Genomic DNA, 25437 nt, shown 5'->3' with positions numbered 1-25437 from the left:
GTGAACGGCAGCGGATCGAACCCGAGCTCCCGGGGCGACCGCCCCGGGCCACAACCCGTGAACTGTCAACGACGATGGACGGAGGGGCCGATGACGGTCCGAATCGGAAGCACCAGTACCACCGGCTGGAAGGCGACCGTCTCGGTCGCCATGTCGAACTACATCGAGTCGGGGTCGATCATCGCGATCGCCACCAGCCTCGCGCTCTGGCAGGCGCAGTTCCACATCGGCGATCTCGCGGTCGGCCTGCTCGCGAGCCTCAGCGCCAACGCGTTCGGCGCGGCCGCCGGCGCCATCATCGGCGGGCCGCTCTGCGACCGCTACGGCCGCAAGTTCATCTACACCTACGACCTGCTGCTCTACATGCTCGGCATCGTGCTGGCCGTCTTCGCCGGCAGCTACGCCATGCTGCTGATCGGCTTCATCCTCACCGGCATCGCCGTCGGCGCTGGTGTCCCGGCGTCATGGACCTACATCGCCGAGCAGGCCCCTCCCGGCAAGCGCGCCGCCCACGTCGGCACCGCCCAGCTCGCCTGGTCGGTCGGCCCGATGGTCGGCTTCGCCCTCGCCATCGCGGCGGCGCCCCTCGGCCTCCTCGGCAGCCGCCTGATCTTCGCGCACCTCTTCGTCGTCGCGGCCGTCGTCTGGTGGCTGCGACGAGGCCTCCCCGAGTCGACCCTCTGGAAGGAGGAGCGAGCGAAGACGACCGCCGCCGCCCCCTTCTTCAGCGGGTTCAAGCTGCTCTTCACCAACAGGAGGAATCTCACGGCGCTCCTCTTCCTCTTCGGCGTCTACGCGCTCTGGAACACCGTGGCGGGCCAGGCGGGCATCTTCCAGCCCCGCGTCTACAGCGCCACCGGCGTCACGAGCGTGACCGAGCAGTACCTCCTGCAGATCCTCGTCTGGGCGTGCACGGTCGCCGTCACCTACTTCGGCTTCATGCGGTACGCCGACCGGATGAGCCGCCGGGTGCTCTTCGCCATCGGAGCCGCTCTCGCGATCATCGCCTGGGCCGCCCTCATCTACGCACCCGCGAACCTCGGCACGCTCCTCTTCTTCGCCATCGCCTGGGGCATCTCGTCGGGCATCGGCGCGCAGGCCTTCTACGGTCTCTGGACGAGCGAGCTCTTCGCCACCCGCTACCGCGCCAGCGCCCAGGGCGTGCTGTTCCTCGCCGCCCGCGTCGCCGTGGGCCTGCTCAGCATCTGGTTCCCGCTGCTGCTCGCCGACATCGGCCTCCAGGCGCTCGGCGGCCTCATCATCGGCCTGCTCGCCGTGTCGTTCCTCGTCGGCACGATCTGGGCGCCGGACACCCGCGGCAAGACGCTGGACGAGATCGAGGCCGAGCGCTACGGCACGGCGACCACCGAGACCGGCACCGTCCGCCCGATCCGCGACCGCGCCGGGAGCCGACGATGACCCGCGTGTGCTTCCGGCTGCGGGTGGCACCCGAGCGCATCCCCGAGTACCGCGCTCGGCACGAGGCGGTGTGGCCCGACATGCTCCGTGAGATCGAGCGTGCCGGCCGCCGCAACTACTCGCTCTTCCTCGACCCGGACGGCCTGCTCGTCGGCTACTACGAGGTCGACTCGGTGCTCGAGGCCGACCGCTACCTCGCGCACTCCGAGGTCGCCGCGACCTGGGAGCGCCACATGGGCGACCTCTTCGACGGCCTCGACGGCCGTGCCGACCAGACCGCCACCGAACTCGCCGAGGTCTTCCACCTCGAAGACCAGCTCGCCGCACTCATCCCATCCACCCCGTCTTCGCACCAAGGAGAAAGCGCATGACAACCTTCGCTGACATCACCTCCACCCTCGAGCGGCAGGCCATCGAGCTGCCGTCCTGGGCGTTCGGCAACTCGGGCACGCGCTTCAAGGTCTTCGGCACGCCGGGCACCCCGCGCAGCCCCGAGGAGAAGATCGCCGACGCCGCCACCGTGAACGAGCTCACCGGCCTCGCGCCGAGCGTGGCGCTGCACATCCCGTGGGACCTCGTCGACGACTGGTCGGCACTCAAGGCGCACGCCGAGTCGCTGGGCGTCAGCCTCGGCACGGTCAACTCGAACACCTTCCAAGACGAGGAGTACAAGTTCGGCTCCCTCGCGCACTCCGACCCGGCAGTCCGCCGCCGTGCGATCGACCACCACCTCCGCTGCCTCGAGATCATGACCGAGACAGGATCGCGCGACCTGAAGATCTGGCTGGCCGACGGCACCAACTACCCCGGCCAGGACAGCCTCCGCACCCGCCAGGACAACCTCGCCGCAAGCCTCGCCGAGATCTACTCGCAGCTCGGCGACGAGCAGCGCCTCGTGCTCGAGTACAAGTTCTTCGAGCCGGCGTTCTATCACACCGACGTTCCCGACTGGGGCACCAGCTTCGCCCAGGTGAGCGCCCTCGGCCCGAAGGCCTACACCTGCCTCGACACGGGCCACCACGCGCCCGGTACCAACATCGAGTTCATCGTCATGCAGCTGCTGCGCCTCGGCAAGCTCGGCTCGTTCGACTTCAACTCGCGCTTCTACGCCGACGACGACCTGATCGTGGGCGCCGCCGACCCGTTCCAGCTCTTCCGGATCCTGTTCGAGGTGATCCAGGGCGGCGGCCTCGAGCCCGACTCGCCCGTCGCGTTCATGCTCGACCAGTGCCACAACGTCGAAGACAAGATCCCCGGCCAGATGCGCTCCGTGCTCAACGTCCAGGAGATGACGGCCCGCGCCCTGCTCGTCGACCGCGTCGCCCTCGCCGCAGCGCAGGCATCGCACGACGTGCTCGGCGCCAACGGCATCCTGATGGACGCCTTCTACACCGACGTCCGCCCGGCACTCGCCGAGTGGCGCGAATCGCGGGGCCTGCCCGCCGACCCGATGAGGGCGTACGCCGAGTCCGGCCACGCCGAGAAGATCGCCGCCGAGCGCGTCGGCGGCAAGCAGCTGAGCTGGAGCGCCTGAGGCCATGACGACGACCACACCCGACAGCACGACGGGCACCACCACGACCGCCGCCGACCTGATCGCGCGCTCCAACCGCCTGGGCTCCGACCCGGCGAACACCAACTACGCCGGCGGCAACACCTCTGCCAAGGGCACGGCCGTCGACCCGGTCACGGGCGAGCCGGTCGAGCTGCTCTGGGTGAAGGGCTCGGGCGGCGACCTCGGCACCCTCGCCGAGAAGGGCCTGGCGGTGCTCCGGCTCGACCGGCTGCGCTCGCTCCGCTCCGTCTATCGAGGCGTGGACTCCGAAGACGACATGGTCGCCGCCTTCGACTACGCCCTCCATGGCAAGGGCGGCGCGGCGCCGTCGATCGACACGGCCATGCACGGCCTGGTCGACGCGGCGCACGTCGACCACCTCCACCCCGACTCGGGGATCGCCATCGCGACCTCCGCCGACGGCGAGGCGCTCACGAAGCAGATCTTCGGCGACCGGGTCGTCTGGGTGCCGTGGCGTCGGCCGGGGTGGCAGCTCGGCGAAGACATCGCCGCCATCAAGGAGGCCAACCCGCAGGCGATCGGCACGATCCTCGGCGGCCACGGCATCACGGCCTGGGCCGACACCTCCGACGAGGCCGAGGCGAACTCGCTCTGGATCATCGAGACCGCCGCCGCCTACATCGCCGAGCACGGACGCCCCGAGCCGTTCGGCCCCGAGCTCGACGGCTACGCCGATCTGGCGCAGGAACTCCGCCGAACCCGTGCGGCCGCCCTCGCGCCGGCCCTCCGCGGTCTCGTCTCAACCGACCACCCGCAGGTCGGCCACTTCACCGACGCTCCGGAGGTGCTCGAGTTCCTGCGCTCCTCGGAGCACCCGCGTCTCGCCGCCCTCGGCACGTCGTGCCCCGACCACTTCCTCCGCACCAAGGTCAAGCCGCTCGTGCTCGACCTCCCGGCGTCCGCGACGCTCGACGAGTCGTTCGCGCGCCTGAAGGAGCTGCATGCCGAGTACCGCGCCGACTACCAGGCCTACTACGACCGTCACGCGACGCCGGACTCGCCGGCGATCCGCGGGCAGGATCCTGCGATCGTCCTGATCCCGGGCGTCGGGATGTTCTCGTACGGCGCCGACAAGCAGACCGCCCGCGTAGCGGGGGAGTTCTACCTCAACGCGATCAACGTGATGCGCGGAGCCGAGGCGATCTCGACGTACGCCCCGATCGACGAGTCCGAGAAGTTCCGGATCGAGTACTGGGCTCTGGAAGAGGCGAAGCTGCAGCGCCGCCCGGCGCCCAAGCCGCTGGCCACCCGTATCGCGCTGGTCACCGGCGCGGCGTCCGGCATCGGCAAGGCGATCGCGACCCGACTGGCCGAGGAGGGCGCCTGCGTCGTCATCGCCGACCTCGACCTCGCCAAGGCCCAGGCCGCGGCCGCCGAGCTCGGATCGACCGACGTCGCGATCGGAGTCCAGGCGAACGTGACCTCCGAGCACGACATCGCGGCCGGCATCCAGGAGGTCCTCCTGGCCTTCGGCGGCCTCGACCTCGTCGTCAACAACGCCGGCCTCTCGCTGTCGAAGTCGCTGCTCGAGACGACGGTCGCCGACTGGGACCTCCAGCACGACGTGATGGCGAAGGGGTCGTTCCTCGTCTCCCGGGCGGCGGCGAAGGTGCTGATCGACCAGGAGCTCGGCGGCGACATCATCTACATCTCGTCGAAGAACTCGGTGTTCGCCGGCCCGAACAACATCGCGTACTCCGCGACGAAGGCCGACCAGGCGCATCAGGTGCGCCTGCTCGCGGCCGAGCTCGGCGAGTACGGGGTCAAGGTCAACGGCATCAACCCCGACGGCGTCGTCCGCGGCTCGGGCATCTTCGCCGGCGGCTGGGGCGCCAAGCGCGCAGCGGTCTACGGCGTGCCCGAAGAGGAGCTCGGCGCCTACTACGCGCAGCGCACCCTGCTGAAGCGCGAGGTCCTGCCCGAGCACGTCGCCAACGCCGTGTTCGTGCTCACCGCCGGCGACCTGTCGCACACGACCGGCCTGCACATCCCGGTCGACGCCGGGGTGGCCGCAGCCTTCCTGAGATGACGACGCGGTCGGGGATGACGACCCCCTCGGGCGGCTCGGTGGCCGCGGTCGACCTCGGTGCGACCAGCGGCCGGGTCATCCTCGGGCACATCGGGGCGCACGGGCTGCGGCTGCAGCACGTCGCGCGCTTCCCCAACCGCCCGGTGCGCCTCACCGAAGGCCCCGGCGCGGCGTCGCTCCACTGGGATGTGCTCGGGCTGTGGGCGGCCATCGAGGAGGGGCTCGCGAAGGCGGTGGCCGGAGTTCCTGCGCTCGCCTCCATCGGGGTGGACTCGTGGGCGGTCGACTACGGCCTGCAGCGCTGGGGACGCCTGCTGGGCGTGCCGTACCACTACCGCGACGCGCGCTCGGAAGCGGGCGTCGCGGCGGTGCACCGGGCCGTGCCGGCCGACGAGCTGTACCGGCGGACGGGCCTCGCGCACCTTCCGTTCAACACGGTCTTCCAGCTGGCGGCAGACCGGGAGGCAGGGGTGCTGCCGCTCGCCGATCGGGCGCTGCTGGTGCCCGACCTGATCGGGCACTGGCTGACCGGCGTCGACGTGACCGAGCGCACCAACGCGTCGACGACGGGGCTCCTCGCCGCCGAGACCGGCGAGTGGGATGCCGGGCTGTTCGACACGCTGGGGCTGCCGACGTCGCTGTTCGCGCCGCTGGTCGACCCGGGCACGGCGATCGGCGCCCTCACACCGGAGCTCGCGGCGTCGATGGCCGGCGGCCGGGAGATCCCGGTCACAGCCGTCGGCTCGCACGACACCGCCTCGGCGGTCGTCGGGGTGCCGCTCGCCGACGAGCACGCGGCCTACATCTCGAGCGGCACCTGGTCGCTCGTCGGGCTGGAGCTCGAGCGGCCCGTCATCACGGAGGCCGCGCGTGCCGCGAACTTCACGAACGAGGGCGGCGCCTTCGGGCGGATCCGCTTCTTGAAGAACATCTCGGGGCTCTGGCTGCTGAGCGAGTCGATGCGCACCTGGGATGCCGCCGCGGGCACGGACGCCACGCGGTCGAGCGACCTCGCGTCGCTCCTCGCCGCCGCGGCCGAGGTCACCGGGCCGGTCGCCGTGTTCGACGCGTCGGACGACCGCTTCACCGCGCCCGGCGACATGCCGGCGCGGATCCGAGGCTGGTGCGAGGAGCACGGAATCGCGGCGCCGACCACGCGCGCCGAGGTGGTCCGCAGCATCCTCGAGTCGCTGGCGGCTGCGTATGCGGCGACGCTCGATGAGGCGGAACGGCTCTCGGGGCGCACCATCACGACGGTGCACGTCGTGGGCGGCGGCTCGCAGAACGAGCTGCTCTGCCGGCTGACCGCCGACCGCACCGGACGCACGGTACTCGCCGGGCCCGTCGAGGCCACCGCTATCGGCAACGTGCTGGTGCAGGCGCTGGCTGCCGGGCTGGTGCCGGCAGGGTCGTCGTTGGAGGCGCTGCGTGACCTCGTGCGGCAGGCGTTCCCGCCGGTGCGGTACGAGCCGTCGGCTGCGGCTGCTGCTGCTGCGGCTGCCCGCTGAAGCCTCTGGCGGCTGAACCCTCCGTGTCGGCCTATCCGTCAGTCCGCGGGCTGTCGGATAGGACGATCGCGGGGGTCGAGCCGGCGCCGCCCCGGCGTCAGCTGCGCGCGCGGGGCGCCAAGCGCTCGAGCTGCGTCACGTGCGCGGGCGTGAGCTCCTCGAGCGAGTGCGCCCCGAGCAGCTTCATCGTGCGGCGGATCTCGTCGGAGAGGATCTCGATCATGCGGTCGACCCCGGCGCGGCCGCCGGCCATGAGCCCGTAGAGGTAGGCGCGCCCGACGAGTGTGAAGCTGGCGCCGAGCGCGATCGACGCCACGATGTCGGCGCCGTTCATGATGCCGGTGTCGACGACGACCTCGACGTCGCTCCCGACCTCCTTCACGACCTCGGGCAGCAGGTGGAACGGGATCGGCGCGCGGTCGAGCTGACGCCCGCCGTGGTTGGACAGCACGATGCCGTCGACCCCGAAGTCGGCGAACTTCTTCGCGTCCTCCACGCTCTGCACGCCCTTGATCGCGAGCTTGCCCGGCCACATGTCGCGGATGATCTTGAGGTCGTCGAAGTCGATCGTGGGGTCCATCGCCGAGTCGAGCAGCTCGCCGACGGTGCCGCCGGTGGAGGCGAGCGAGGCGAACTCCAGCTTGGGCGTGGTCAGGAAGTCGAACCACCACCACGGGCGGGGGATCGCATTCAGGACGGTGCCGGGCGTGAGCTGGGGTGGGATCGAGAAGCCGTTGCGCTTGTCGCGGAGGCGGGCACCGGCCACGGGAGTGTCGACGGTGAAGAAGAGGGTGCCGAAGCCGGAGGCGGCGGCGCGCTCGACCAGGCCGTACGAGATCTCGCGCTGGCGCATCACGTAGAGCTGGAACCAGTTGGTGCCAGTCGGGTTGGCGGCCCTGACGTTCTCGATCGAGGTCGTGCCGAGGGTCGACAGGGTGAAGGGGATGCCGGCGGCACCCGCAGCCCCGGCCCCGGCGGTCTCGCCCTCGGTCTGCATCAGGCGGGTGAAGCCCGTCGGGGCGATGCCGAACGGCAGCGCGGAGGCGGCGCCGAAGGTGGTCGTCGTGGTGTCGACGTCGGCGACGTCGCGGAGCACCTGCGGGTGGAACTCCACGTCTTCGAACGCCTGCCGGGCGCGGCTGATCGAGATCTCGCCCTCGGCCGAGCCGTCGGTGTAGTCGAACGCCGCCTTCGGGGTGCGGCGCTTCGCGATCGTGCGGAGGTCGGCGATCGTCAGAGCCGACTGCAGGCGGCTGCGCTTGAAGTCGAGGTCGGGCTTCTTGAACTGCATGTACTCGAGGAGCTCTTTGGGCTTCGGAACTTGTCGCTGCGTCATTGCGGTGCCTCCAGGGTGCGGGTGGTGTCAGCGGGTGCGGTCGACGTGATCGATGAGGCGATCGCGCGAGGTCAGGATGTGCTCGCGCACGAGGCGGGAGGCGAGCTCGGGGTCGCCGGCCACGACGGCGTCGAGCACCCGGGCGTGCTGGGCCGCGATGTCGGCCGGGCGCCACAGGGAGTTCGCGGCGACCTGCCCGATGCAGAGCTCGATCTCGCCCATGAGGCTCTCGTGCATGCGGCTCAGTCGCGGGCTCGACTGTCCCGTGACGAGCGCCCGATGAAAGGCGATGTCGTCGGCGGCGAACGGCGCCTCGTCAGAAGCGTCCGCGAGGGCGCGGTTGTGGAAGACCGCATCGGCAGGAACTGCCCCACCCTCGGCGAGCGCCCGAAGAGCGGCGCCCTCCACGAGCGCGCGGTTGTCGTACAGGTCGACGATGTCGGCGCGGCTCAGTGCCGGCACGCGCGCGCCGCGGTTGGCCTCGCGCCGCAGCAGGCCCGCGTTCACGAGCTGGTCGATGGCCAGCCTCGCCGTGGGCCGCGAGACGTCGAACCGGCTCGCGACGGACGCCTCGGTCACGGCGTCGCCGGGTCGGATGCGCACGGCGAGCACTTCGGAGCGCAGCGACTCGGCCACCGAGGCCGGTACGCGCGCGATCGATACGTCTCTGTCCATTGCCAGGCAATCTAGCAGATTGCTAGACAATCTGCGGGCGGTGACCGCCTCGAGTTCCTGCGCCCTCGTGGCGAAGGGCCGGCTAGAAAGCGAGAGGCCGTCGAGGTGGTCTAGGGACTCGCCCGTCTTCTCGGACGCTGACGACCACTCGCGCCGCATCGGTTCAGTCGTGTTCATTCCGCGGGATCGTCGTCACGTATGCCAAGAACGGAGGCAAGATCAGCGATGGTTGGGTCAAGTGAGTCGAGGGCTGAGCACCTGCGTTCAGCTGTAGCCGGGAATGTGTCGCTCGCTGTCGAACTGGCGCTCGAGATGTCGCCGCGGGCCGTCGATGCAGCGATCACGGACGACTTCACTGACGACGAGGCCAATGCCCGTGCGACAGATGACTTCTTCCTGGGGTGGCTGGGCGCGCTTCCGGCCCTTGAGCGGCTGGCAGCCGCGCGGCAGATCTCAGGCCGGTACATGCTCGACCTCGCGTGGCTCCCGGGTTCGTATGACAAGTCCGTCGGCATCGAGTTGAGTGCCCTCGGAGCCGCCCTGGTGCACCTGGCGGATGACTTCGACTATCTGCGCGACGTGTCGGAGGGCCCGGACGCGACGTTCGGACTTCCGCTGGTCGAGCGGTACGAGCGGGTCGCCCTGCAGTTTCGGGCCGTTGCCGCAGCTGCCGCTACCGACGGCCGTGAGCTGATGGGCTGAGCCCCGCAGGATTTCAAGGCCGGGCGCACCAGCAAGCTGCTGGGCGATAACGAGGCTGCTGCGGTCATCGTGCGTGAGCAGCTCGTGCTCGGCAGCGACGGTCTCCCGCTCGAGGGCGACGGCTGGTTCCTGCGCCCGGGGCTCGAATGCCGAGGGCGCAGGAACTCGCAGACCGCCGTCAGGCCGCGGCGAGTGCGCGCTTCTTGCGCTCGTCGCGCGCGTGGTCGGGGAACTTCAGGACGCTGAGTCCGACGAATGCCAGGAGGTAGAGGGCGACGAAGGCCCAGACGACTCCGGTGGGTCCGCCCCACGGAAGGACGGCCGCGACGACGACGTTTCCGGCGAACACGGCGCCGCCCGCTGCGGTCGCGTACATCGACATGGCGGCTCCGCGGTTCTCAGGGGTGAGGGCCGGGACGATGGCGCCCATCGGCGTGAATCCGGCGAGCAGGATGCCGAAGGTCATGCCGGCGGCCGTCGTCACCCAGAAGCCCCAGTCGCTGCCGGCGGGCACGAGGTGCGCCACGTACCACCAGGCGAGCAGCCCGGCGGCCGAGGCCAGGATGCCGAAGTACTTGACCGTGCGGATCCAGCCGATGCGGTCGCCGATGGCGCCGAAGAACACGTTGAAGACGATGTTGCCCGCGTAGACCAGCACGGTCATCGTCAGCCAGCGGGTCTGACCCCAGCCGAGCTCGGTGGCGATGATCGCCGGCATGATCACGAACATGCCGAATTCGGGTGCGGTGTTGATGAGGCGGATGACCATGGCGGCGAGCAGCTTCGGCTCGCGGCCGACGGCTGCGAACCCCGACAGCAGCACCTTTCCGGCCGAGTGTGCGGCGGGCGCGATGCGGCCCAGGCCGGTCTTCTCCTTGGCGCCGAACTGCACGACGAGGAAGCCGGCGATCACGAGCACGCCCGAGAAGAGCATGGTGCGGCTTTCGCCGGAGGTTCCGCCGCCGAAGGCGGGGATGGCGAAGACGGCGACGAGCGAGCCGAGCGTCGGGAGGCCGCCGGTGAAGGCGACGTAGAACCAGCCGACGGCGGTCGCGTTGCGTGACGGCGGCACGATGTGGTTGATCCAGCACAGGAACGAGAACGCGAACAGCGGGAACGCGAAGCCGCGGCCGAAGTAGGTGACGGCGCTGAGCGGCTCGGACTGGATGGCGAGGCTGGCGAGGAACGCCGCCTCGAAGACGATCCAGAGCACGAAGCCGATCGTCATGACGCGCTTCGGGCCCCAGAGATCGGACAGGACTCCCGAGAGGTACGAGGCGATGAGCGATGAGACGCCGTAATAGGCGATGATCGAGGCCGCGGTCTCGGTGGCACTCTGTCCGCCTCCGAAGACGGCCGCGATGTGCGGGGAGATGAAGTTCGACTCCACGCCGTTCCCGGTCATGAAGAGCAGGACGCCGAGGAATCCCCAGCGGAGAGGGTGGGGGATCCCGATGCGTTCGAGGAGGCCGGGGCGGCCTTCGGGAGAGTGGGCCGGTGATGCTTCTGAAGTGGTCGTCCGAGTATCGGTTGCGGTCATTTCGAGCTGTTTTCCTTTGCGAATCGTCGAGGGCAGATCCGCTCAGGCGAACGGAACCTCGAGGCGCAAAACAACAACAGTCGTACATCAAGCCCCGAGAAAACCCTCGCTGGCTTTAGGCACAGCTGACGACGCTAATGGTGTTTCGCGTCGTTTGTCCGGACTCGTTACACCTTCGTTACTAACCGCTGGTCGGTTTGTAGGGCGGGCCGAGGGGTCGCTCCTTGCCCGATTCAGGGTCGCCCAAGACAACGAGCGACCCTTCGGCGGCGGCGGCGGCGGCGGTGGGGCGGGGCGGCCGGCCGGCAGCCGCCAGCGGGCGCGTCAGCCCCAGCGCAGGCTCGACCCGGCGAAGCTCGCCACGACGGCGCCCGACGAGCGGTCGACGACGAGGGTGGTCGCTCCCACCGGCGCCGGATCGATCGTGGAGCGGTCGGAGGCGGCGCTCGCGGGGGCGCTGACGACGGTGACGAACTGCCCGTTCGGCGACGACCCGAGCTGCGACAGCCGGGCGCCCTTCGTGGCCGTGTAGACGGTCCGCCCGCTCACGACGACGGAGCGCGAGTCGGCCGCCAGGCTCGGCGCGGCGCCCTGGCTCGCGTCGTCCGCGGGCAGCGTCGAGCCCGCGTAGGGCGCCGACGTGTGGACTCCGGTGAGCGAGATGGTGTACAGCTTCGTCGCTGTGCCCCGCGCCGTGAACCGGAACACGAGCACTCCCGTGGGCGCGTCGAGCGCGAATCCGGTGACCAGCCCCGGGCCGGGCAGCAGGAGGTCTTCGGTCGTCCCGTCGCTCGAGACGACGGTGATCCGCGACGTGCGGCGGTCGTCTGAGACGACGACCAGGTCGGAGCCGATCGGCGCGTACGCCTGGATCCGCCGCGCCTGGTAGACGACCGAGCGGCCGACGGCGTTCATGGAGGCACGGACGATGCGATCCTGCCCCGCCGGATTCCGGTCGAGTGTCAGCACCTGAGCCCTGCCGGTCGTGAACTCCGTCGAGATCGTCGCCGCGCGCGAGCCGAACACGCTCGTGACGCCGCGGATCGTCACCCGGTACCGGGTGTCGTAGTCCAACCGGTGCAGGAACTGCACGGCCACCACCGTGCCCTGCGTGGTCACGGCGAAGCGGGCCGCCGGCGACACGGCCACCTGCTCCGCCCTCACCGTCGCGACCGACTCGTCGAGGAAGACCCGTGCCTGCTGGTCGGCCCGCAGCGTGACGGCCCGGCCGTCGACGATCGTCTCGCTCAGCCTCGGCCCCTGGCTGTGCGCGACGGCGACGAGGCCCGCGCAGAGCAGGGCGAGCACGGCGATCGTGACCGCGAAGGTCCGCACGAACGAGCGGTTCGACGGAGCCTCGTCGGTGCGCGGCTCAGTAGAGGTACGGATCATGCGGCTGGTCGATCTTCGAGACGGCGCGCGGGACGAGCGCGATCGTGGCCGACGACGCGGCGCTCAGGTTCGTGGCAAACGCCCCCTGGATGCGCACCCACTGGTTGGCCTTGAGGGAGTCCTTCCAGCCCGGCGCGTACACGGGCACGCCGACCGGCTGCGCGTCGACGGCGCAGCAGGTGATGACGAAGCGGGTCACGTAGAAGGTGTCGTCGGGATCGTCGGGCGACGGGCTCACGAACCCGGTGACGTCGACGCTCTCGTTCTCGTACGACCCGATGTCGGTCGAGGCGCGGAGCTTCGACGCCCAGTCGAGCACGGTGTACTTCGCCGTGGCGCCGTCGGTGCGGATGCTTCCGGTCGTCGTGACGGCGGCGCCCAGGCCGCGGGTGGAGGCGGTGGCGCTGCTCAGGACGGCGGGCGGCAGGACCACGAGGGCGACGGCGATGAGGGTGACGACGAGGGCGGCGCCGAGTGCGACGGGGGAGGGGCGGCGGGATCTCGGGAGGTCGGCGGCGCCGGCCCCGCCGCCGTCGGCTGCGGCGTGCTCGTCCTGCTCGTCGGAGTCGCCGCTGCGGGCCAGCGCCACGAGGGCGAGCCCCATGCCGCAGAGCGTCATGACGACGGTGAAGACGACGTAGCGCGGGTGGATGTAGAGGACGAGCTGACCGGTGGCGGCGAGCCACAGGGTCGCAGTGCCGATCACGAGGGTGAGGGCGAGGCCGGGCCAGTTCCTGCGGCTACGCAATCTGGTTCACCACCAGGCCGAGCACCGCTGCCACGAGCCCCACGACCACGCCGATCTGCGCCAGCACCGCCGGGCGGTACGTGGTGCGCAGCAGCGTCAGCATCTTGATGTCGACGATCGGCCCGAACACCAGGAAGGCGACGATCGAGCCCGGCAGGAAGGTCGAGGCGAACGGCAGCACGAAGAAGGCGTCGACGTTCGAGCAGATCGAGATCACGAACGCGAGCGCCATCATCGCCAGGATCGACCACACCGGATTCGATCCGAGGGTCAGGAGGACGCTGCGAGGCACCAGGGTCTGCACGCCTCCGGCTACCGCCGCGCCGACGAGGAGCGCCGGCAGCATGGTCGTCATCTCGCGCCGGAACAGCCCCGCCGACGACCCCACCCGCGAGTGCGAGTGGCCGTCGTGGCTCCCGGCGGGCATCCGGCACTCGCGCGCGAACGCCGTCGTCAGCAGGGCGTCCTGGTCGCGGTGCTTCGAGTACAGCCAGCCGAGCAGGTTCGCGACCAGGAAGCCGCCGACGATGCGCGACACCAGGATCCCGTCGCTCCAGCCGAACGCCTGGTAGGTCGTCACGATGGTGATCGGGTTGACGATCGGAGCCGCGATCAAGAAGGTCATCGAATCGGACACCGAGAACCCGTTGGCGACCAGCCCCCTCGCCAGCGGCACGTTGCCGCACTCGCACACCGGCAGGAGCACGCCCAGCAGCGACACGACTGCCCGACGCGCCACCGGGTTGCGGGGCAGCCACGCGGCGAAGAACCCCGCCGGCAGCCACACCTGGACGACGATCGACAGCAGGATCCCGAGCACGACGAACGGCATCGACTCCACGACGACGCTCACCGTCAGCGTCACGAAGTCCTGCAGGCGGTCGGGCAGGATCCCGGCCGGAAGCGTCGCCGTCCCGATCCGCGCCAGCGCGATGACGACGATCGCGCCCACCCCCGCCACCAGCAGCCGACCGCCGCCCGCGCGGGTGCCGTGCGCGTGCTCGCGGTGCGCCTCGGTGGTGGTCACGCCCCGACGGTAGCCGTCAGCGCCGCTCGGCCCCGGTCGCAACACGCGGCTCACTTTCTCCTGGTGCGGTGCGGCGCGGTGGGGCGGGGCCGGGTCCGCACATGTGCGGACTCCCCTAGTGGGGATTGATCGACACCTGTCGTGGCGAGGACAGTGTGAACCGTGCAGTCGATCCTTCATCACGCGGTCCTCCCGTTCCTCCGCAGCCGCTACGGCGCCGTCGGCGGACGCCTCTCCATGCCGCGACCCGACGATGCGCCTCGCGCGCACGCCCCCGGAATCGACCCCGACCGCATCCTCGTCTTCGGCAACGGCGCCGCCGTCGGCTGGGGCGTCCGCAGCCACGACCTCGCGCTGCCCGGCCAGCTCGCGCGGAAGATCTCGGCGCACACCGGCCGCGGCGTCGACGTCGACGCGGTCGCCGACCCGAAGCTCACCATCGAGTCGGCGGCGTCGGCCCTCCCCGCCGAGCGCCTCGGAATCTACGATGCGATCGTCGTGATCCTCGGCGTGAGCGACGCCCTCCGCCTGATGTCGCCGACCCGCTGGAAGCGCGGCCTCGCCGAGCTGCTCGACACGATCCAGGCGCACGCCCACGAGAACGCCGAGATTCTCGTCGTCGGAATCCACCGCCCCAGCTCCATCCCCGCCTTCAGCGTCAGGGAGGGCGGCATCGTCGATCGTCACGCCGCGCAGCTCGACCGCGTGTCGCGCCACCTGTGCGAGGAGCGCGAGCGCATCCACTTCGTGGTGCCGCCTGAGCTGCCCGTGTTCGACGGGCCTGCGCAGGGCACCGGGGCCGGCAGTCGTGCCGCAGCCGGGTTCCGGCTGTGGGCCGCCGCGCACGCCGACCTGCTCGCGCCGCTCCTCGACCAGCACGTCGTGCGAGGCCGCACGGCTCGCGGCAACCGCAACCAGCCGCAGAGCGACGACCTGCGCCTCGCCGCGATCCGCTCGCTCGGAATCCTCGACACCCCGCCCGAGAAGCGCTTCGACGACATCACCGAGCGCGCCCGCATCCTGCTCGGAACGGCCGGAGCGGCGTTCTCGATCGTCGACGAGGACCGCCTCTTCAACAAGTCGTACTCGGGCGTCGGCATGACCGAGGTCCCGCTCCGCGGGGCCATGTGCGCCGTGACCATCACCAGCGGCGTGCCGTTCGTGGTGCCCGATGTCTGGCACGACGACCGCTTCGTCACGCACCCGGCCGTGCGCTTCTACGCGGGGCACCCCGTCGAGACTCCCGACGGCGTCCGCATCGGCGCCCTGTGCGTCACCGACCCGAACCCGCGCACCGCCGACAGCGTCGACCTCGTGCTGCTGCGCGAGCTCGCCCTGTCGGTGCAGCGTGAGCTGGCGATGCCGGAGCCCGTCGGGGTGTGAGCCGCGGGCGGGCCCGCGGCGAGATGGCCCAGGGCGTCGCGTCGGCGGCTCGGACCCGACGGCGCGGGCCACCTCGCGAGAGGTGCCGCCCGCGCCCGCACCGCCCCGACTCCACGAGATGGCCCGGGGCGTCGCGCCGGCGGCTCGGACCCGACGGCGCGGGCCACCTCGCGACTCGGGGCCCGGCGCGCGACCAGCGACCCCTACGAAGCCGCCGCCCGCTCCGCGATGATCGCCTTGAGCGCCACGTCGAGGTACGGGTACTCGAACCGGTACCCGGCCTGCTGAAGCCTCTCCGGGACGACCCACCGGCTCTTCAGCACGAGCTCCACCTCGGTGCGGATCGCGGCAGACCCGAGTTCCAGCATCCATCGCGTCGCCGGCAGGCCGAGGCGCACGCCCAGCGCGTGGCGGAGATCGCGCATCATCGAGCGGTTGTCGCTGGGGTTCGGCGACGACACGTTGACGACCCCGTCGATGTCGGCGTGGTCGCGAACGAAGTCGATGCTCCCGACGACGTCGTCGATGTGCACCCAGCTGAACTTCTGGCGGCCCCAGCTCGTGCCGAACGCGTGGTGGGTGCCGGCCTTCGTCCGCGCCGCCGACGCGGGCCAGCGGCCGTCGATCTGCGGGCCGCCGAGGCCGAACCGGGCGAGGTTGATCAGGGGCACGAGCGCGCTGCCGTTGCCGAGCACGATGGCCATGCGCAGGGCGACGCGTCTGGTGCCCGGCAGGTCGCCCGAGAAGAACGCGGACTCCCAGGTCGTGGCGATCGACACCGAGAAGCCTGATCCGATGTCTCCGGTCGCCTCGGTCATCGGGCGGTCTTCGGCATGGCGGTAGATCGTGGCGGTCGACGAGTTCAGCCAGAGGGGCGGAGGCGTGGCGGCGGCGCGGATTGCCTCAGCGAGCTCGAGGGTGGTGTCGATCCGCGACCGCAGGATCTCGCTCCGGTTCGCCTCGTCGTACCGGCAGTTGACGCTCCTGCCGGCCAGGTTGACGACGAGGTCGGCACCGTCGACGAGCCGCGTGATGGCCGCCGTGTCGCCCCAGCGCGCATCCGGACCGGATCGGCCGATCAGCTTCACGTCGGCGCCGCGGCTGCGGTACACCTCGGCGAGGTGCCGCCCGATGAAGCCCGACGCGCCCGCGATGACGATACGTTCTCGATATGTGCTCATGTAAATAGATCCCCCGTTGCTATGACGTTTCCGGTACCACGGCGTACTCGAAGTACCCGCTGTACTCGTAGATCTTTCCGATGATCGGCATAGTCAGCGCGATCGACACGTGCTGCTGCTCGCGGTCGTCGTCGAAGCGCTCGGTCAGCACCACCCTCGGTGCAAGAGGGCGCAGGAACTCGAGGCGCGCGCGCCCGCCTCCGACCCCCACGCCGACGCTCCGCATCGTCAGCGCGCCATCCCGCACGTCGGCCTCCAGGTCGGCACTCACCAGGCCGTGCGGGCCGAGGTGGTCGACGAGCCCACGCGCCTCGGCCATGATCGCGTCGACCATGCGCCGCGTGCGGCCGGGCAGGTGGAACGTCCGCACGGCAGCCACCCCGATCGTGCCGTCGGCCAGCCGGATCGGCCGGTTCTCGACGTCGAACGGGACGTCCGTCGCCCAGCCCGGGAACGCGACGCCCTCGAGGCCGAGCAGCGCCAGCACGGGCCACAGCCACCGCCGCGGCGTCCCGACGGCGTCGAACACCCCGTGGCCGCGCCCGACGGACCCGTCCGGGATCGCGCCGAAGTACGCCCGAAGCCGCGGGTGCAGCGCACCGAGCTCGGCTCCCAGGACCATCTCGTAGGGCGACGCCATGCCCCGACGGTAGCGCTGCGGGAGCTCGAGTGGCGCAGGCGTCCTTCGGCGTCGAGAGTCAGCGGTCAGAAGCCGCTCAGTTCGACCCGGTCTGGTCGTCGACGATGGCGTCGGCGGCCGCCCGGCGTACCGAGTCGATGCCGTTCTGAGCGCCGCCCTTCGTCGAGTACATCTCTGACGACGCGATGACCTCGCCGTTGGAGGCCACGAGGGTGAAGTGGAACGCGCCGGAGTCGGATCTGGTGAGGACGAACTTGCTGGCCATGGCGCACCTCTCGGACGATCTCACCGACCGCCGTGGCCGGCTGGCCTCAGCCTAGGGCCGGCGGGGGTGCATCGGAAGGAGCAGAACTACTCGGAGAGCAGGACGGCGAGAGCGCTCTTGAGAGTCTCGCGATCGCGGCGGAGCTTGGCGACCTCGGCCTCGAGCTCGGCCACCCGGGAGTCGGCAGCCGCGCTGGCCGGCGGACGGCCGCGGCGCACGGGCGCCTCGGGCGCGGCGACGGCTTCGGGAGCAGGCTCGTCGGCAGCGGCGGCCGCCTCCGGAGCAGCCTCGGGCTCCGGAGTCGTCAACTTCTCGTGGACCCGGATCCAGCCGCGGAGCGACTGCTCGCCGACCTCGAACTCCTCGGCGGTCTCGCGGATGATCGCGCGGTTGCCCGGCTCGGCCTCGCGGCGCTCGAGCACGCGGGCCAGCGAAGCCTCGCGCGTCTCCGGCGTGTACTTCTGTTCGAACGGCATGGGACTCCAAGTCATCTACATGTACGGGGCGAAGTCGGGTTTATATGCGCATATTAGCCTACGAATCGATATGTAAACGATCACCGTCGGGCGCTCGTCGGGCTCGGCCTGGCAGAAACCCGCCCGTCCTCCCGGCATTCCCCAGGGCGACGCCTTAAGGTCGAGGTGTGTGGCGTGCTGACAGTGAGCAGGATGGCGGCGACGGAGAAGAGTCCGGTGCGCCGTCCGCTGGTCCTGCCACGATGCCCCACACCCTGAGCCTCGGCGACCCGACGCTGTCGGTCGGCAATGTCGCCCAGCCCACGTGGGACTCCTGGCGGTCGCGCCTCGCCGACGTCGGCGGCGAGTCCACGCTCCTCCACTTCCGCGACGCCCCGCGCACCCGCATCGAGCTGAGCACGACGCACCCCGGCGGCCTCGCCCAGTTCATCACCGGCAAGAAGACCTTCCTGTCGAGCCTGATCCGCGACGACCTCGCGCTCCGCTCCGCCCGCGTCGCCGCCGGCGAGATCGCGGCGAAGGGGCTCGAGCTCTCCACCGTCCGCGGCATTGACTCGGTGCACCTCGCCATCGGCATCGCGCAGTGGGTGTTCGCGGGGGAGTCGTACCGGGCCCCGCTGCTCCTGCGTCCGCTCGCGATCCGCCGATCCGGCCGCGACTTCGAGGTCAAGCTGCTCGGCTCGCCCTTCCTCAACCCGGCGCTGGCCGACGCGCTCCACGACCAGTTCGGCATCTCGCTCGACGCCGGAGCGTTCGTCGCGCTCGCCGACCGCGAGGGCTCGTTCACGCCGAACCCGGTCATCGACCGCCTCCGAGGCCTCACCGCCCACATCGACGACTTCACCGTGCAGCCCCGCCTGGTCGTCTCGTCGTTCGCCGCCGTCGCCGACCTCATGGTCGAGGACGCCCGCGAGCTCAGCCACCCCGTGCTCGACGCGCTCGCCGGCAACCCGAGCGCGCAGCAGCAGATCCGCTCGTCGTACCGCCCCGTCTCGCCGACGCCGCAGGACGAACGCAGCCCCGAGACCGACACGCTCCTGCTCGACGCCGACCCCGAGCAGGAGAGCGTGGTCGCGCAGATCACCGCCGGCAACTCCGTCGTCGTGAAGACGCTACCCGGCACCGGCGGCACCCAGACCATCGTCAACACCATCGGCACGCTCGTCGCGCAGAACAAGCGCGTGCTCGTGGTCAGCGCCCGCCGCGCCACCCTGCGCGGCATCGGCTCGCGCCTCACCGAGATCGGCCTGCCGGGCGTCGCCGTGTCGCCGGCCACGCTCCGTCGCGACGTGATCCGCGCCATCGGCCGCAACGAGAAGGCGAAGCAGGCCGGCATGGCCGAGGTCGACGACGCCCTCGTGCGCCTTCGCCGCGTGCTCGTCGACTACCGCGGCGCCCTCTCGCGCCAGGACCCCGTGCTCGGCGTCTCGGTGCTGGACTGCCTCACGGAGCTCGCGCGCCTCGCGCTCCTGCCCGCGGCGCCGGCCACGACCGCGCGCCTGAGCCGTCACAGCGTGGAGTCGATGGTGGAGGGCCGAGGCCGGGTCGCCGAGACCATGGTGGGTGCGGCGAACCTCGGCGAGTTCCTGTACGGACCGGGCGACTCGCCCTGGTACGGCGCGCGCTTCGATGACGGCAGCTCCGGCGGAGTCACGGCCGGGCAGGCGCACCAGCTCGCCAAGAACCTCTACCACCGCGACGTGCCGCACCTGCTCGAGCGCGCCAACGAGGTCGTCGGGTCGACGCGGATGCGGCCCTACGTCAGCATCCACGAGCTCGGCATCTACCTGCGACTGCTGGCCGACGTGCGCGACACTCTCGACAAGTTCCTGCCCGTGGTCTTCGAGCGAAGCGTCACCGAGCTGATCGAGGCGACCAGCGGCCGCACGTCGTCCGACCGGATGTCGGGCGGCGATCGGCGACGCCTCAAGAAGCTCGCCCGCGAGTACGTCCGCCCGGGAATGCACGTGCCCGACCTCCACGAGGCCCTCCAGAAGGTGCAGCAGCAGCGGATCCTCTGGCAGCGCTACGTCGCCGCGGGCACGCCGCCCGAGGTGCCGACCGGCGTCACCGACACCATCGCGCTCTACAAGCACGTCGCCGACGATCTCGCCCAGCTCGACAAGCCGCTCGGCCTCTCCGGAGAGGACCTGCTCGAGGCCATCGGCATCGACGAGCTGCGTCAGAAGCTCGAGGTGCTCGCCGCCGACAGCGACGTTCTGAACAACCTGCAGGAGCGCACGGAGCTCATGACGACGCTCCGCGACCTGGAGCTCGCGCCGCTCGTCACCGACCTCGCCAACCGCCACGTGCCCGAGACGCAGGTCGCGGCCGAGCTCGAGCTCGCCTGGTGGCGCTCCGCCCTCGAGTCGCTGCTCGAGGCCGACCGGGCCCTGCTCGGCGCCAACACCGCGATGCTCGACCGCCTCGAGGCCGACTTCCGTCTGGTCGACGAGGCCCACGCCGCCGGCAGCGCGCAGCAGCTCGGGTGGCAGCTCGCCGAGAACTGGAAGCTCGGCCTGGTCGACTGGCCCGAGGAGGCCACCCAGCTCAAGCAGCTCCTGCGACACGACCACGTCACCAGCCGCCTGCTGCAGGACGCCGCGCCGCACCTCGCGCGCTCGGTCGCGCCGGTCTGGCTGGCGTCGCCGTACGAGGTGCACCGCATCGCCGACACGGTCCCGTTCGACACGGTGATCCTGGTCGACGCCGGAGCCACGACCCTGGCCGAGAACGTCGGGGCCATCCGCCGCGGCCGGCAGACGGTGGCCTTCGGCGACCCGGTGACCGAGACGCCCTCCGACTTCTCGATCGCGATCCCGCCGTTCGTCGACGAGGCTCCCGTGGCGCGCAAGCCGCACGCCGCCGACTCGGCCGACGACTTCGACGCCGTCGCCACCGCCGAGTCGCGACTCGAGCGCCTCCACGAAGAATCGGCGCTCGCCCGCCTCTCGACCCTGCTGCCCACGCTGTCGCTCACCCGCAGCTACCGCGCCGGCGGCGAAGACCTCGCCGAGCTCGTCAACCGCCGCTTCTACGGCGGACGCATCGAGTCGCTTCCCTGGGCCGGCAGCTTCCTCGGCCACGGCAGCATCTCGCTCGACTACGTCAGCGGCGGCACCGCCGTGCCCGACCCCGAGTCCGGAGCCGTCGAGAGCGTCGAAGCCGAGGTCGACCGCGTCGTCGCCCTCGTCGTCGATCACGCCCGCACGCGCCCTGCCGAGTCGCTCATGGTCATCACCGCCAGCGCCAAGCACGCCATCCGCGTGCAGCAGGCCGTGCTGTCGGCGATCTCGGGTCACAAAGACCTGACGGAGTTCGTCATCGGAGAGCGCCGCGAGCCGTTCACGATCGCGACCCTCGAGCAGAGCGTCGCCCAGAGCCGCGACCACGTGATCTTCTCGATCGGCTACGGCCGCACCCCGCACGGCCGCGTGCTCAGCGACTTCGGCTCGCTCGGCCAGCCCGGCGGCGAACGGCTCCTCGCCGTCGCCATGACGCGGGCCCGCCGGTCGATGGTCATCGTCACCTGCTTCCAGCCGAGCGACATCGATGCCGGGCGCATGGGCCACGGAACCGTCGCCCTCGCCGAGATCCTGACCGAGGTCCAGGTGCGCACGTCGGCCGAGCACGTGCCCGACGACTCCGACCCGATGCTCGTCGACCTGGCGCGCCGCCTCGAGGCCAAGGGCATCCCGGTCGCCCTCGGGCACCGTGGCAAGCTCGGCCTCGTCTGCGCCAACGACGGAGTCTGCGTCACCATCGAGACCGACTCCACCCTCGTCGAGTCGAGCCTCCGCGAGTCGCTGCGCGAGCGACCCGAGATCCTGCGCCGCCTCGGCTGGCACTACGTGCGCGTTCACGCCTTCCAGCTGTTCACCGATCCCGACGCGGTCGCCACGCGGATCGCGGACGTCCTCGGCATCGGCGCCACGCACACCCAGCCCGTCCCCGTCGTGTCGGCTCGCGGGCACGTCAACCACGCCTGAGCCCGTGTCACCCGACGAGAGGCCTGCCGAGGGCGATCGGGCGCAGGAACTCCCCGCCCCCGCCGTCCACGGCCTCCGCCGGCGCGGCCGCCGAGTCACGACCCAGCCCGCCCCGGGCACCGACCCCACGCCCGCGCCGTCCGACCGCCGCGTCGACAGCTCGGCCAACGACGAGCGCTTGAAGGCGAACAAGCCTCCCCACTGGTAGTCCTGGCGGCTGGCGCCGCGGGGTCGGCCTCAGTGCTTGCCGCTCATGAGATCTGTCCTGCGGACGGTCGCACCCACGGGGGACGCGGCGAGATGGCCCTCGGGGCATTTGGCGCGAAGGGGCGTGGCTATGCCGACGGCATCCCGGGGACTCCGGTGGTGCCGGTCGCCGTGGGCGGCGTCACCTCGGCGGCGTGCGTGCCGTGCGTGTCGCTGAGCGACGTGTTCTGCGCGCGGAGCAGGTCGCGGATCTCGCTGAGGATCTCGACGTCGGTCGGCGGGGTGTCCTGAGGCTTGCCCTCCTCCTGCTGCTGCTTCGCGAAGGCCCGCTTCAGAAGCGAGTTGACCGGCAGGACGAGGCAGAAGTAGACGACCGCCGCGATGATGATGAAGTTGATCGCCGAGCCGATGACCGCGCCGAACATCAGCGTCGCCGGCTTTCCGCCGGCGACGGTCGGGATGTCGACCTTGAGGGCCTCGTCGAGCATCGACGCATTGAAGAGCGCGCCGATCAGCGGGTTGAAGATGTTCGTCACGAGCGAGGTGACGATGGCGGTGAACGCAGCGCCGATGACCACGGCGACTGCCAGGTCGATGACGTTGCCGCGCAGGATGAACTCTTTGAAGCCCTTCACGGGTGCTCCTTCGGGTCGGGGATCAGGACGCGAATCTCCGTCGACTCAACCACGAGGAGCGTATCGGTGTCAGGACGACGAAGTCGAACCGCCGGAGGAGGAGGCCGAGCCCGACGGCTTGGAGGCCGGGGCGGCGGAGGTGCTCGAGGAGGAGCCGGACGTTCCTGCGCCCTTGGACTCGGAAGACGAGCCCGACGACGACGAACCGCCCGACGAGTTCGATGAGCCCGACGACTCCGACCCTCCCGCCGGCTTGGCGCGCGAGTCGGTGCGGTAGAAGCCGGAGCCGTTGAACGTCACGCCGACGGCCGAGAAGATCTTGCGCAGCTTGCCGCCGCAGACGGGGCACTCGGTCAGGGAGTCGTCGGAGAAGGACTGCTGGATGTCGAACGCGTTGCCGCACTCGGTGCAGCGGTAGCTATAGGTGGGCACAGGGTCCTCAGGGAGAGAAGGGGGTCAGAACCGGTGGACGGCCGAGGGGGTGACGACGCCGTCGACGGGCTGGTCGTGCCGCTCGCTGGGCACCGACTCGACGTACTCGGAGTCGAACACCACAGCATAAACCGGCGGGCGCCGGGCCATCGACCCGAGGGTCTTGTCGAAGTAGCCCTTTCCCCAGCCCATCCGCATGCCGGAGTGGTCGATCTGGGCGGCCGGCACGATGATGAGATCGACGTCGTTGATGGCCATGGGGCTCAGGATCTCGCCGACGGGCTCGGGCAGACCGAACAGCCCCTCCGTCTCGGACTCGAAGTCGGTCGAGACGGCCCAGTCGAGGAGTCCGTCGGCCCGGGTGATGGGGAAGAGCACGCGGATGCCCTGCTCGTTGGCCCAGTTCAGGAAGGGCCGGGTGTTCGGCTCGTTGATCGCCGAGAGGTAGGCGGCCATCGACGACACCCCCAGTTCGGAGGCCAAGCCGACCAGGTGCGTCGTGAGCGCCTCAGTTGCTGAGACCCCCTCGGATTCAGTCATTGCGCGGCGTCGGGAGCGTAATTCCTTGCGAAGCACGCGCTTGGCATCGCCTACGGGATCGGTCATGCCCGCAATCTTAACCGCCACGTAACGTGACGAATAGATACGCTGAGCGGCATGGGATTCACCATTTCAAAAGCCGTCATTCCCGCAGCAGGGCTGGGAACACGATTCCTTCCCGCAACCAAGGCCATCCCGAAGGAGATGCTCGCGGTCGTCGACAAGCCGGCCATCCAGTACGTGGTCGAGGAGGCCGTCGCGGCCGGACTCACCGACGTGCTCATGATCACGGGGCGTAACAAGAACGCACTCGAGAACCACTTCGACCACGTGTCCGAGCTCGAGGAGACCCTTCGCAAGAAGGGCGACCACGAGAAGCTCGCCAAGGTCAACCAGTCCACCGACCTCGCCGACATGCACTACGTGCGCCAGGGCGACCCGCTCGGCCTCGGCCACGCCGTGCTCCGCGCCTCCATGCACGTCGGCCGCGAGCCGTTCGCCGTGCTCCTCGGCGACGACATCATCGACGCCCGCGACCCGCTCCTCAGCCGCATGATCGAGGTGCAGGGCAAGAAGAACGCCTCCGTCGTCGCGCTGCTCGAGGTCCCCGACAACATGACCCACCTCTACGGCGTGGCCACGGTCGAGGCGACCGACGAGGACGACGTGGTGAAGATCACCGGGCTCGTCGAGAAGCCCCCGCAGGGCGAGGCCCCGTCGAACCTGGCCATCATCGGCCGCTACGTGCTGCGCCCCGAGGTCTTCGACGTGCTCGAGAAGCAGGCCCCCGGCAAGGGTGGCGAGATCCAGCTGACCGACGCCCTCGAGAAGATGGCGGCGGCCGACGAGTGGACCGGCGGCGTGTACGGAGTCGTCTTCCGTGGACGCCGATACGACACGGGTGACAAACTCGACTACATCAAGGCGATCATCCAGCTCGCCAGCGACCGCGAGGACCTCGGCGAAGACCTGAAGGCGTGGATCCTCGAGTTCGCCTCGGGCCTGGAGAAGTAGCCGTAGCGGCCCTGCGCGATCGCAGGGCCGTCCACCCTTCCTGAAGTTGGCAATCACAAGTGACCACCATCCCCACGCTGGTGTCGGGGCGGGTCGGCATCCGACCCCTGCGGCTGCGTGACACGCGCGATCTCGATCGTGCCCTCGCGGCCAACCGCTCCTGGCTCCGGCAGTGGGAGGCCACCAACCCCCACGGCTTCACCACGATCGACGTGAGATCGAGCATCCGCTCGCTGCAGACCAATGCGCGCGCGGGGCTCGGCCTCCCGTTCGCGATCGAGCTCGACCAGCAGTTCGTCGGGCAGCTGAACGTCTCGGGGATCACCTACGGGTCTCTCGCCTCGGCCACCATCGGCTACTGGGTCACCCAGCAGGCCGCCGGCAACGATGCGACCCCGACGGCCGTCGCCCTCGCGACCGACCACTGCTTCCAGCGCCTGGGTCTCCACCGCATGGAGATCTGCATCCGGCCTGAGAACCACCCCAGCCTCCGAGTCGTCGAGAAGCTCGGGTTCCGGTACGAGGGCCTCCGTCGCCGCTACATCCACATCAACGGCGACTGGCGCGACCACTTCTGCTTCGCGCTCGTGGCCGAGGAGGTGCCCGAGGGCGTCCTGCGCCGCTGGCACGAAGGCCGTGTGCCGCCCGGCCAGGGCAGCGTCCCGCCGTCCGCGCTCGAAGAAAGCCAACACACCCCGCGATAGCCGCGGGTCGGAGGCGAGT

General features: G+C 70.5%; 24 protein-coding genes. 11 read left to right on the top strand and 13 right to left on the bottom strand.

Features of this window, described 5'->3' with window-relative positions; all coding sequences use genetic code 11:
• The first annotated feature begins 90 nt into the window (after nucleotides 1–90).
• Genes AC07TY_RS10835 through AC07TY_RS10815 form a run of 5 tightly spaced genes read left to right on the top strand, consistent with a single transcriptional unit; the run spans nucleotide 91 to nucleotide 6532 of the window.
• Nucleotides 91–1419, top strand: a complete 1329-nt coding sequence (locus tag AC07TY_RS10835) for an MFS transporter (protein ID WP_494785349.1) — start codon at nucleotides 91–93, stop codon at nucleotides 1417–1419.
• Nucleotides 1416–1790 (top strand): L-rhamnose mutarotase, encoded by a 375-nt coding sequence (locus AC07TY_RS10830; protein WP_123506377.1) that lies wholly within the window; start codon nucleotides 1416–1418, stop codon nucleotides 1788–1790. The genes AC07TY_RS10835 and AC07TY_RS10830 overlap by 4 nt, the downstream gene beginning before the upstream one ends.
• Nucleotides 1787–2953, top strand: coding sequence for an L-rhamnose isomerase (gene rhaI, locus AC07TY_RS10825; protein ID WP_488625591.1), 1167 nt, complete (start codon nucleotides 1787–1789; stop codon nucleotides 2951–2953). The genes AC07TY_RS10830 and rhaI overlap by 4 nt, the downstream gene beginning before the upstream one ends.
• A 4-nt stretch (nucleotides 2954–2957) precedes the next feature.
• The gene (locus AC07TY_RS10820) at nucleotides 2958–5024 is read left to right on the top strand and encodes a bifunctional aldolase/short-chain dehydrogenase (protein ID WP_123506375.1); all 2067 of its coding nucleotides are present in this window, start codon (nucleotides 2958–2960) and stop codon (nucleotides 5022–5024) included.
• 14 nt (nucleotides 5025–5038) lie between these two features.
• On the top strand, nucleotides 5039–6532 hold the full coding sequence (locus AC07TY_RS10815; protein ID WP_494785348.1) for a rhamnulokinase: 1494 nt from the start codon (nucleotides 5039–5041) through the stop codon (nucleotides 6530–6532).
• Nucleotides 6533–6629: 97 nt separating this feature from the next.
• On the opposite strand, the gene AC07TY_RS10810 is transcribed toward AC07TY_RS10815, so the two are convergent.
• Together AC07TY_RS10810 and AC07TY_RS10805 are read right to left on the bottom strand one after the other, a co-directional pair.
• Nucleotides 6630–7868 (bottom strand): alpha-hydroxy acid oxidase, encoded by a 1239-nt coding sequence (locus AC07TY_RS10810; RefSeq protein WP_494785347.1) that lies wholly within the window; start codon nucleotides 7866–7868, stop codon nucleotides 6630–6632.
• Between the two features lie 27 nt (nucleotides 7869–7895).
• Nucleotides 7896–8543, bottom strand: coding sequence for a GntR family transcriptional regulator (locus tag AC07TY_RS10805; protein WP_494785346.1), 648 nt, complete (start codon nucleotides 8541–8543; stop codon nucleotides 7896–7898).
• 282 nt (nucleotides 8544–8825) lie between these two features.
• Here AC07TY_RS10805 and AC07TY_RS10800 point away from each other — a divergent pair, with 282 nt between their 5' ends.
• Complete coding sequence (locus tag AC07TY_RS10800; protein ID WP_494785345.1) at nucleotides 8826–9245, top strand: hypothetical protein; 420 nt, start codon at nucleotides 8826–8828, stop codon at nucleotides 9243–9245.
• Nucleotides 9246–9423: 178 nt separating this feature from the next.
• On the opposite strand, the gene AC07TY_RS10795 is transcribed toward AC07TY_RS10800, so the two are convergent.
• From AC07TY_RS10795 to AC07TY_RS10780, 4 genes are all read right to left on the bottom strand, one after another.
• Nucleotides 9424–10785, bottom strand: coding sequence for an RbtT/DalT/CsbX family MFS transporter (locus AC07TY_RS10795; RefSeq protein ID WP_494785344.1), 1362 nt, complete (start codon nucleotides 10783–10785; stop codon nucleotides 9424–9426).
• Nucleotides 10786–11109: 324 nt separating this feature from the next.
• Nucleotides 11110–12177 (bottom strand): hypothetical protein, encoded by a 1068-nt coding sequence (locus AC07TY_RS10790; RefSeq protein ID WP_494785343.1) that lies wholly within the window; start codon nucleotides 12175–12177, stop codon nucleotides 11110–11112.
• Nucleotides 12158–12925 carry a TIGR03943 family putative permease subunit gene (locus AC07TY_RS10785; protein ID WP_494785342.1) on the bottom strand — a complete coding sequence of 256 codons (768 nt, stop codon included), beginning with the start codon at nucleotides 12923–12925 and terminating at the stop codon, nucleotides 12158–12160. Before AC07TY_RS10785 ends, AC07TY_RS10790 begins: the two co-directional genes overlap by 20 nt.
• Nucleotides 12918–13952 (bottom strand): permease, encoded by a 1035-nt coding sequence (locus tag AC07TY_RS10780; RefSeq protein ID WP_494785341.1) that lies wholly within the window; start codon nucleotides 13950–13952, stop codon nucleotides 12918–12920. Before AC07TY_RS10780 ends, AC07TY_RS10785 begins: the two co-directional genes overlap by 8 nt.
• A gap of 162 nt (nucleotides 13953–14114) precedes the next feature.
• Between AC07TY_RS10780 and AC07TY_RS10775 the strand changes: the two genes are divergently transcribed.
• Nucleotides 14115–15335: a GAF domain-containing protein gene (locus AC07TY_RS10775; RefSeq protein WP_494785340.1), complete on the top strand. Its 1221-nt coding sequence runs from the start codon at nucleotides 14115–14117 to the stop codon at nucleotides 15333–15335.
• Between the two features lie 203 nt (nucleotides 15336–15538).
• Here the strand turns inward: AC07TY_RS10775 and AC07TY_RS10770 are convergent, their stop codons facing one another.
• The 4 genes from AC07TY_RS10770 to AC07TY_RS10755 form a co-directional block, all read right to left on the bottom strand.
• Entirely contained in the window at nucleotides 15539–16516 is a 978-nt protein-coding gene (locus AC07TY_RS10770) for an epimerase (protein WP_494785339.1), read from the bottom strand.
• Between the two features lie 19 nt (nucleotides 16517–16535).
• Nucleotides 16536–17156 carry a DUF4166 domain-containing protein gene (locus tag AC07TY_RS10765; RefSeq protein WP_494785338.1) on the bottom strand — a complete coding sequence of 207 codons (621 nt, stop codon included), beginning with the start codon at nucleotides 17154–17156 and terminating at the stop codon, nucleotides 16536–16538.
• Between the two features lie 76 nt (nucleotides 17157–17232).
• Nucleotides 17233–17421: a YegP family protein gene (locus tag AC07TY_RS10760; RefSeq protein WP_123506366.1), complete on the bottom strand. Its 189-nt coding sequence runs from the start codon at nucleotides 17419–17421 to the stop codon at nucleotides 17233–17235.
• Nucleotides 17422–17507: 86 nt separating this feature from the next.
• Complete coding sequence (locus AC07TY_RS10755) at nucleotides 17508–17897, bottom strand: hypothetical protein (protein WP_199738263.1); 390 nt, start codon at nucleotides 17895–17897, stop codon at nucleotides 17508–17510.
• Nucleotides 17898–18064: 167 nt separating this feature from the next.
• On the opposite strand from AC07TY_RS10755, the gene AC07TY_RS10750 reads away from it, so the two are divergent.
• Together AC07TY_RS10750 and AC07TY_RS10745 are read left to right on the top strand one after the other, a co-directional pair.
• A complete protein-coding gene (locus AC07TY_RS10750; protein WP_494785337.1) occupies nucleotides 18065–21886 on the top strand; it encodes an AAA family ATPase in 3822 nt (1273 codons plus the stop codon).
• Between the two features lie 4 nt (nucleotides 21887–21890).
• Entirely contained in the window at nucleotides 21891–22094 is a 204-nt protein-coding gene (locus AC07TY_RS10745; RefSeq protein ID WP_494785336.1) for a hypothetical protein, read from the top strand.
• A gap of 127 nt (nucleotides 22095–22221) precedes the next feature.
• Here the strand turns inward: AC07TY_RS10745 and mscL are convergent, their stop codons facing one another.
• The 3 genes from mscL to AC07TY_RS10730 form a co-directional block, all read right to left on the bottom strand.
• Complete coding sequence (mscL, locus tag AC07TY_RS10740; protein WP_123506363.1) at nucleotides 22222–22728, bottom strand: large conductance mechanosensitive channel protein MscL; 507 nt, start codon at nucleotides 22726–22728, stop codon at nucleotides 22222–22224.
• A 69-nt stretch (nucleotides 22729–22797) separates the two neighbouring features.
• Nucleotides 22798–23160 (bottom strand): FmdB family zinc ribbon protein, encoded by a 363-nt coding sequence (locus AC07TY_RS10735; RefSeq protein WP_494785335.1) that lies wholly within the window; start codon nucleotides 23158–23160, stop codon nucleotides 22798–22800.
• Between the two features lie 24 nt (nucleotides 23161–23184).
• The gene (locus AC07TY_RS10730; RefSeq protein ID WP_488625605.1) at nucleotides 23185–23766 is read right to left on the bottom strand and encodes a 5-formyltetrahydrofolate cyclo-ligase; all 582 of its coding nucleotides are present in this window, start codon (nucleotides 23764–23766) and stop codon (nucleotides 23185–23187) included.
• 51 nt (nucleotides 23767–23817) lie between these two features.
• Between AC07TY_RS10730 and galU the strand changes: the two genes are divergently transcribed.
• Together galU and AC07TY_RS10720 are read left to right on the top strand one after the other, a co-directional pair.
• Nucleotides 23818–24714 (top strand): UTP--glucose-1-phosphate uridylyltransferase GalU, encoded by an 897-nt coding sequence (galU, locus tag AC07TY_RS10725; RefSeq protein WP_123506360.1) that lies wholly within the window; start codon nucleotides 23818–23820, stop codon nucleotides 24712–24714.
• A gap of 59 nt (nucleotides 24715–24773) precedes the next feature.
• A complete protein-coding gene (locus tag AC07TY_RS10720; protein WP_233579998.1) occupies nucleotides 24774–25418 on the top strand; it encodes a GNAT family N-acetyltransferase in 645 nt (214 codons plus the stop codon).
• Nucleotides 25419–25437 lie beyond the last annotated feature (19 nt).

The sequence above is a fragment of the Frondihabitans sp. GW821-FHT04F02 genome, assembly GCF_059420045.1.
This window is presented reverse-complemented; position numbering and strand designations above follow the sequence as displayed.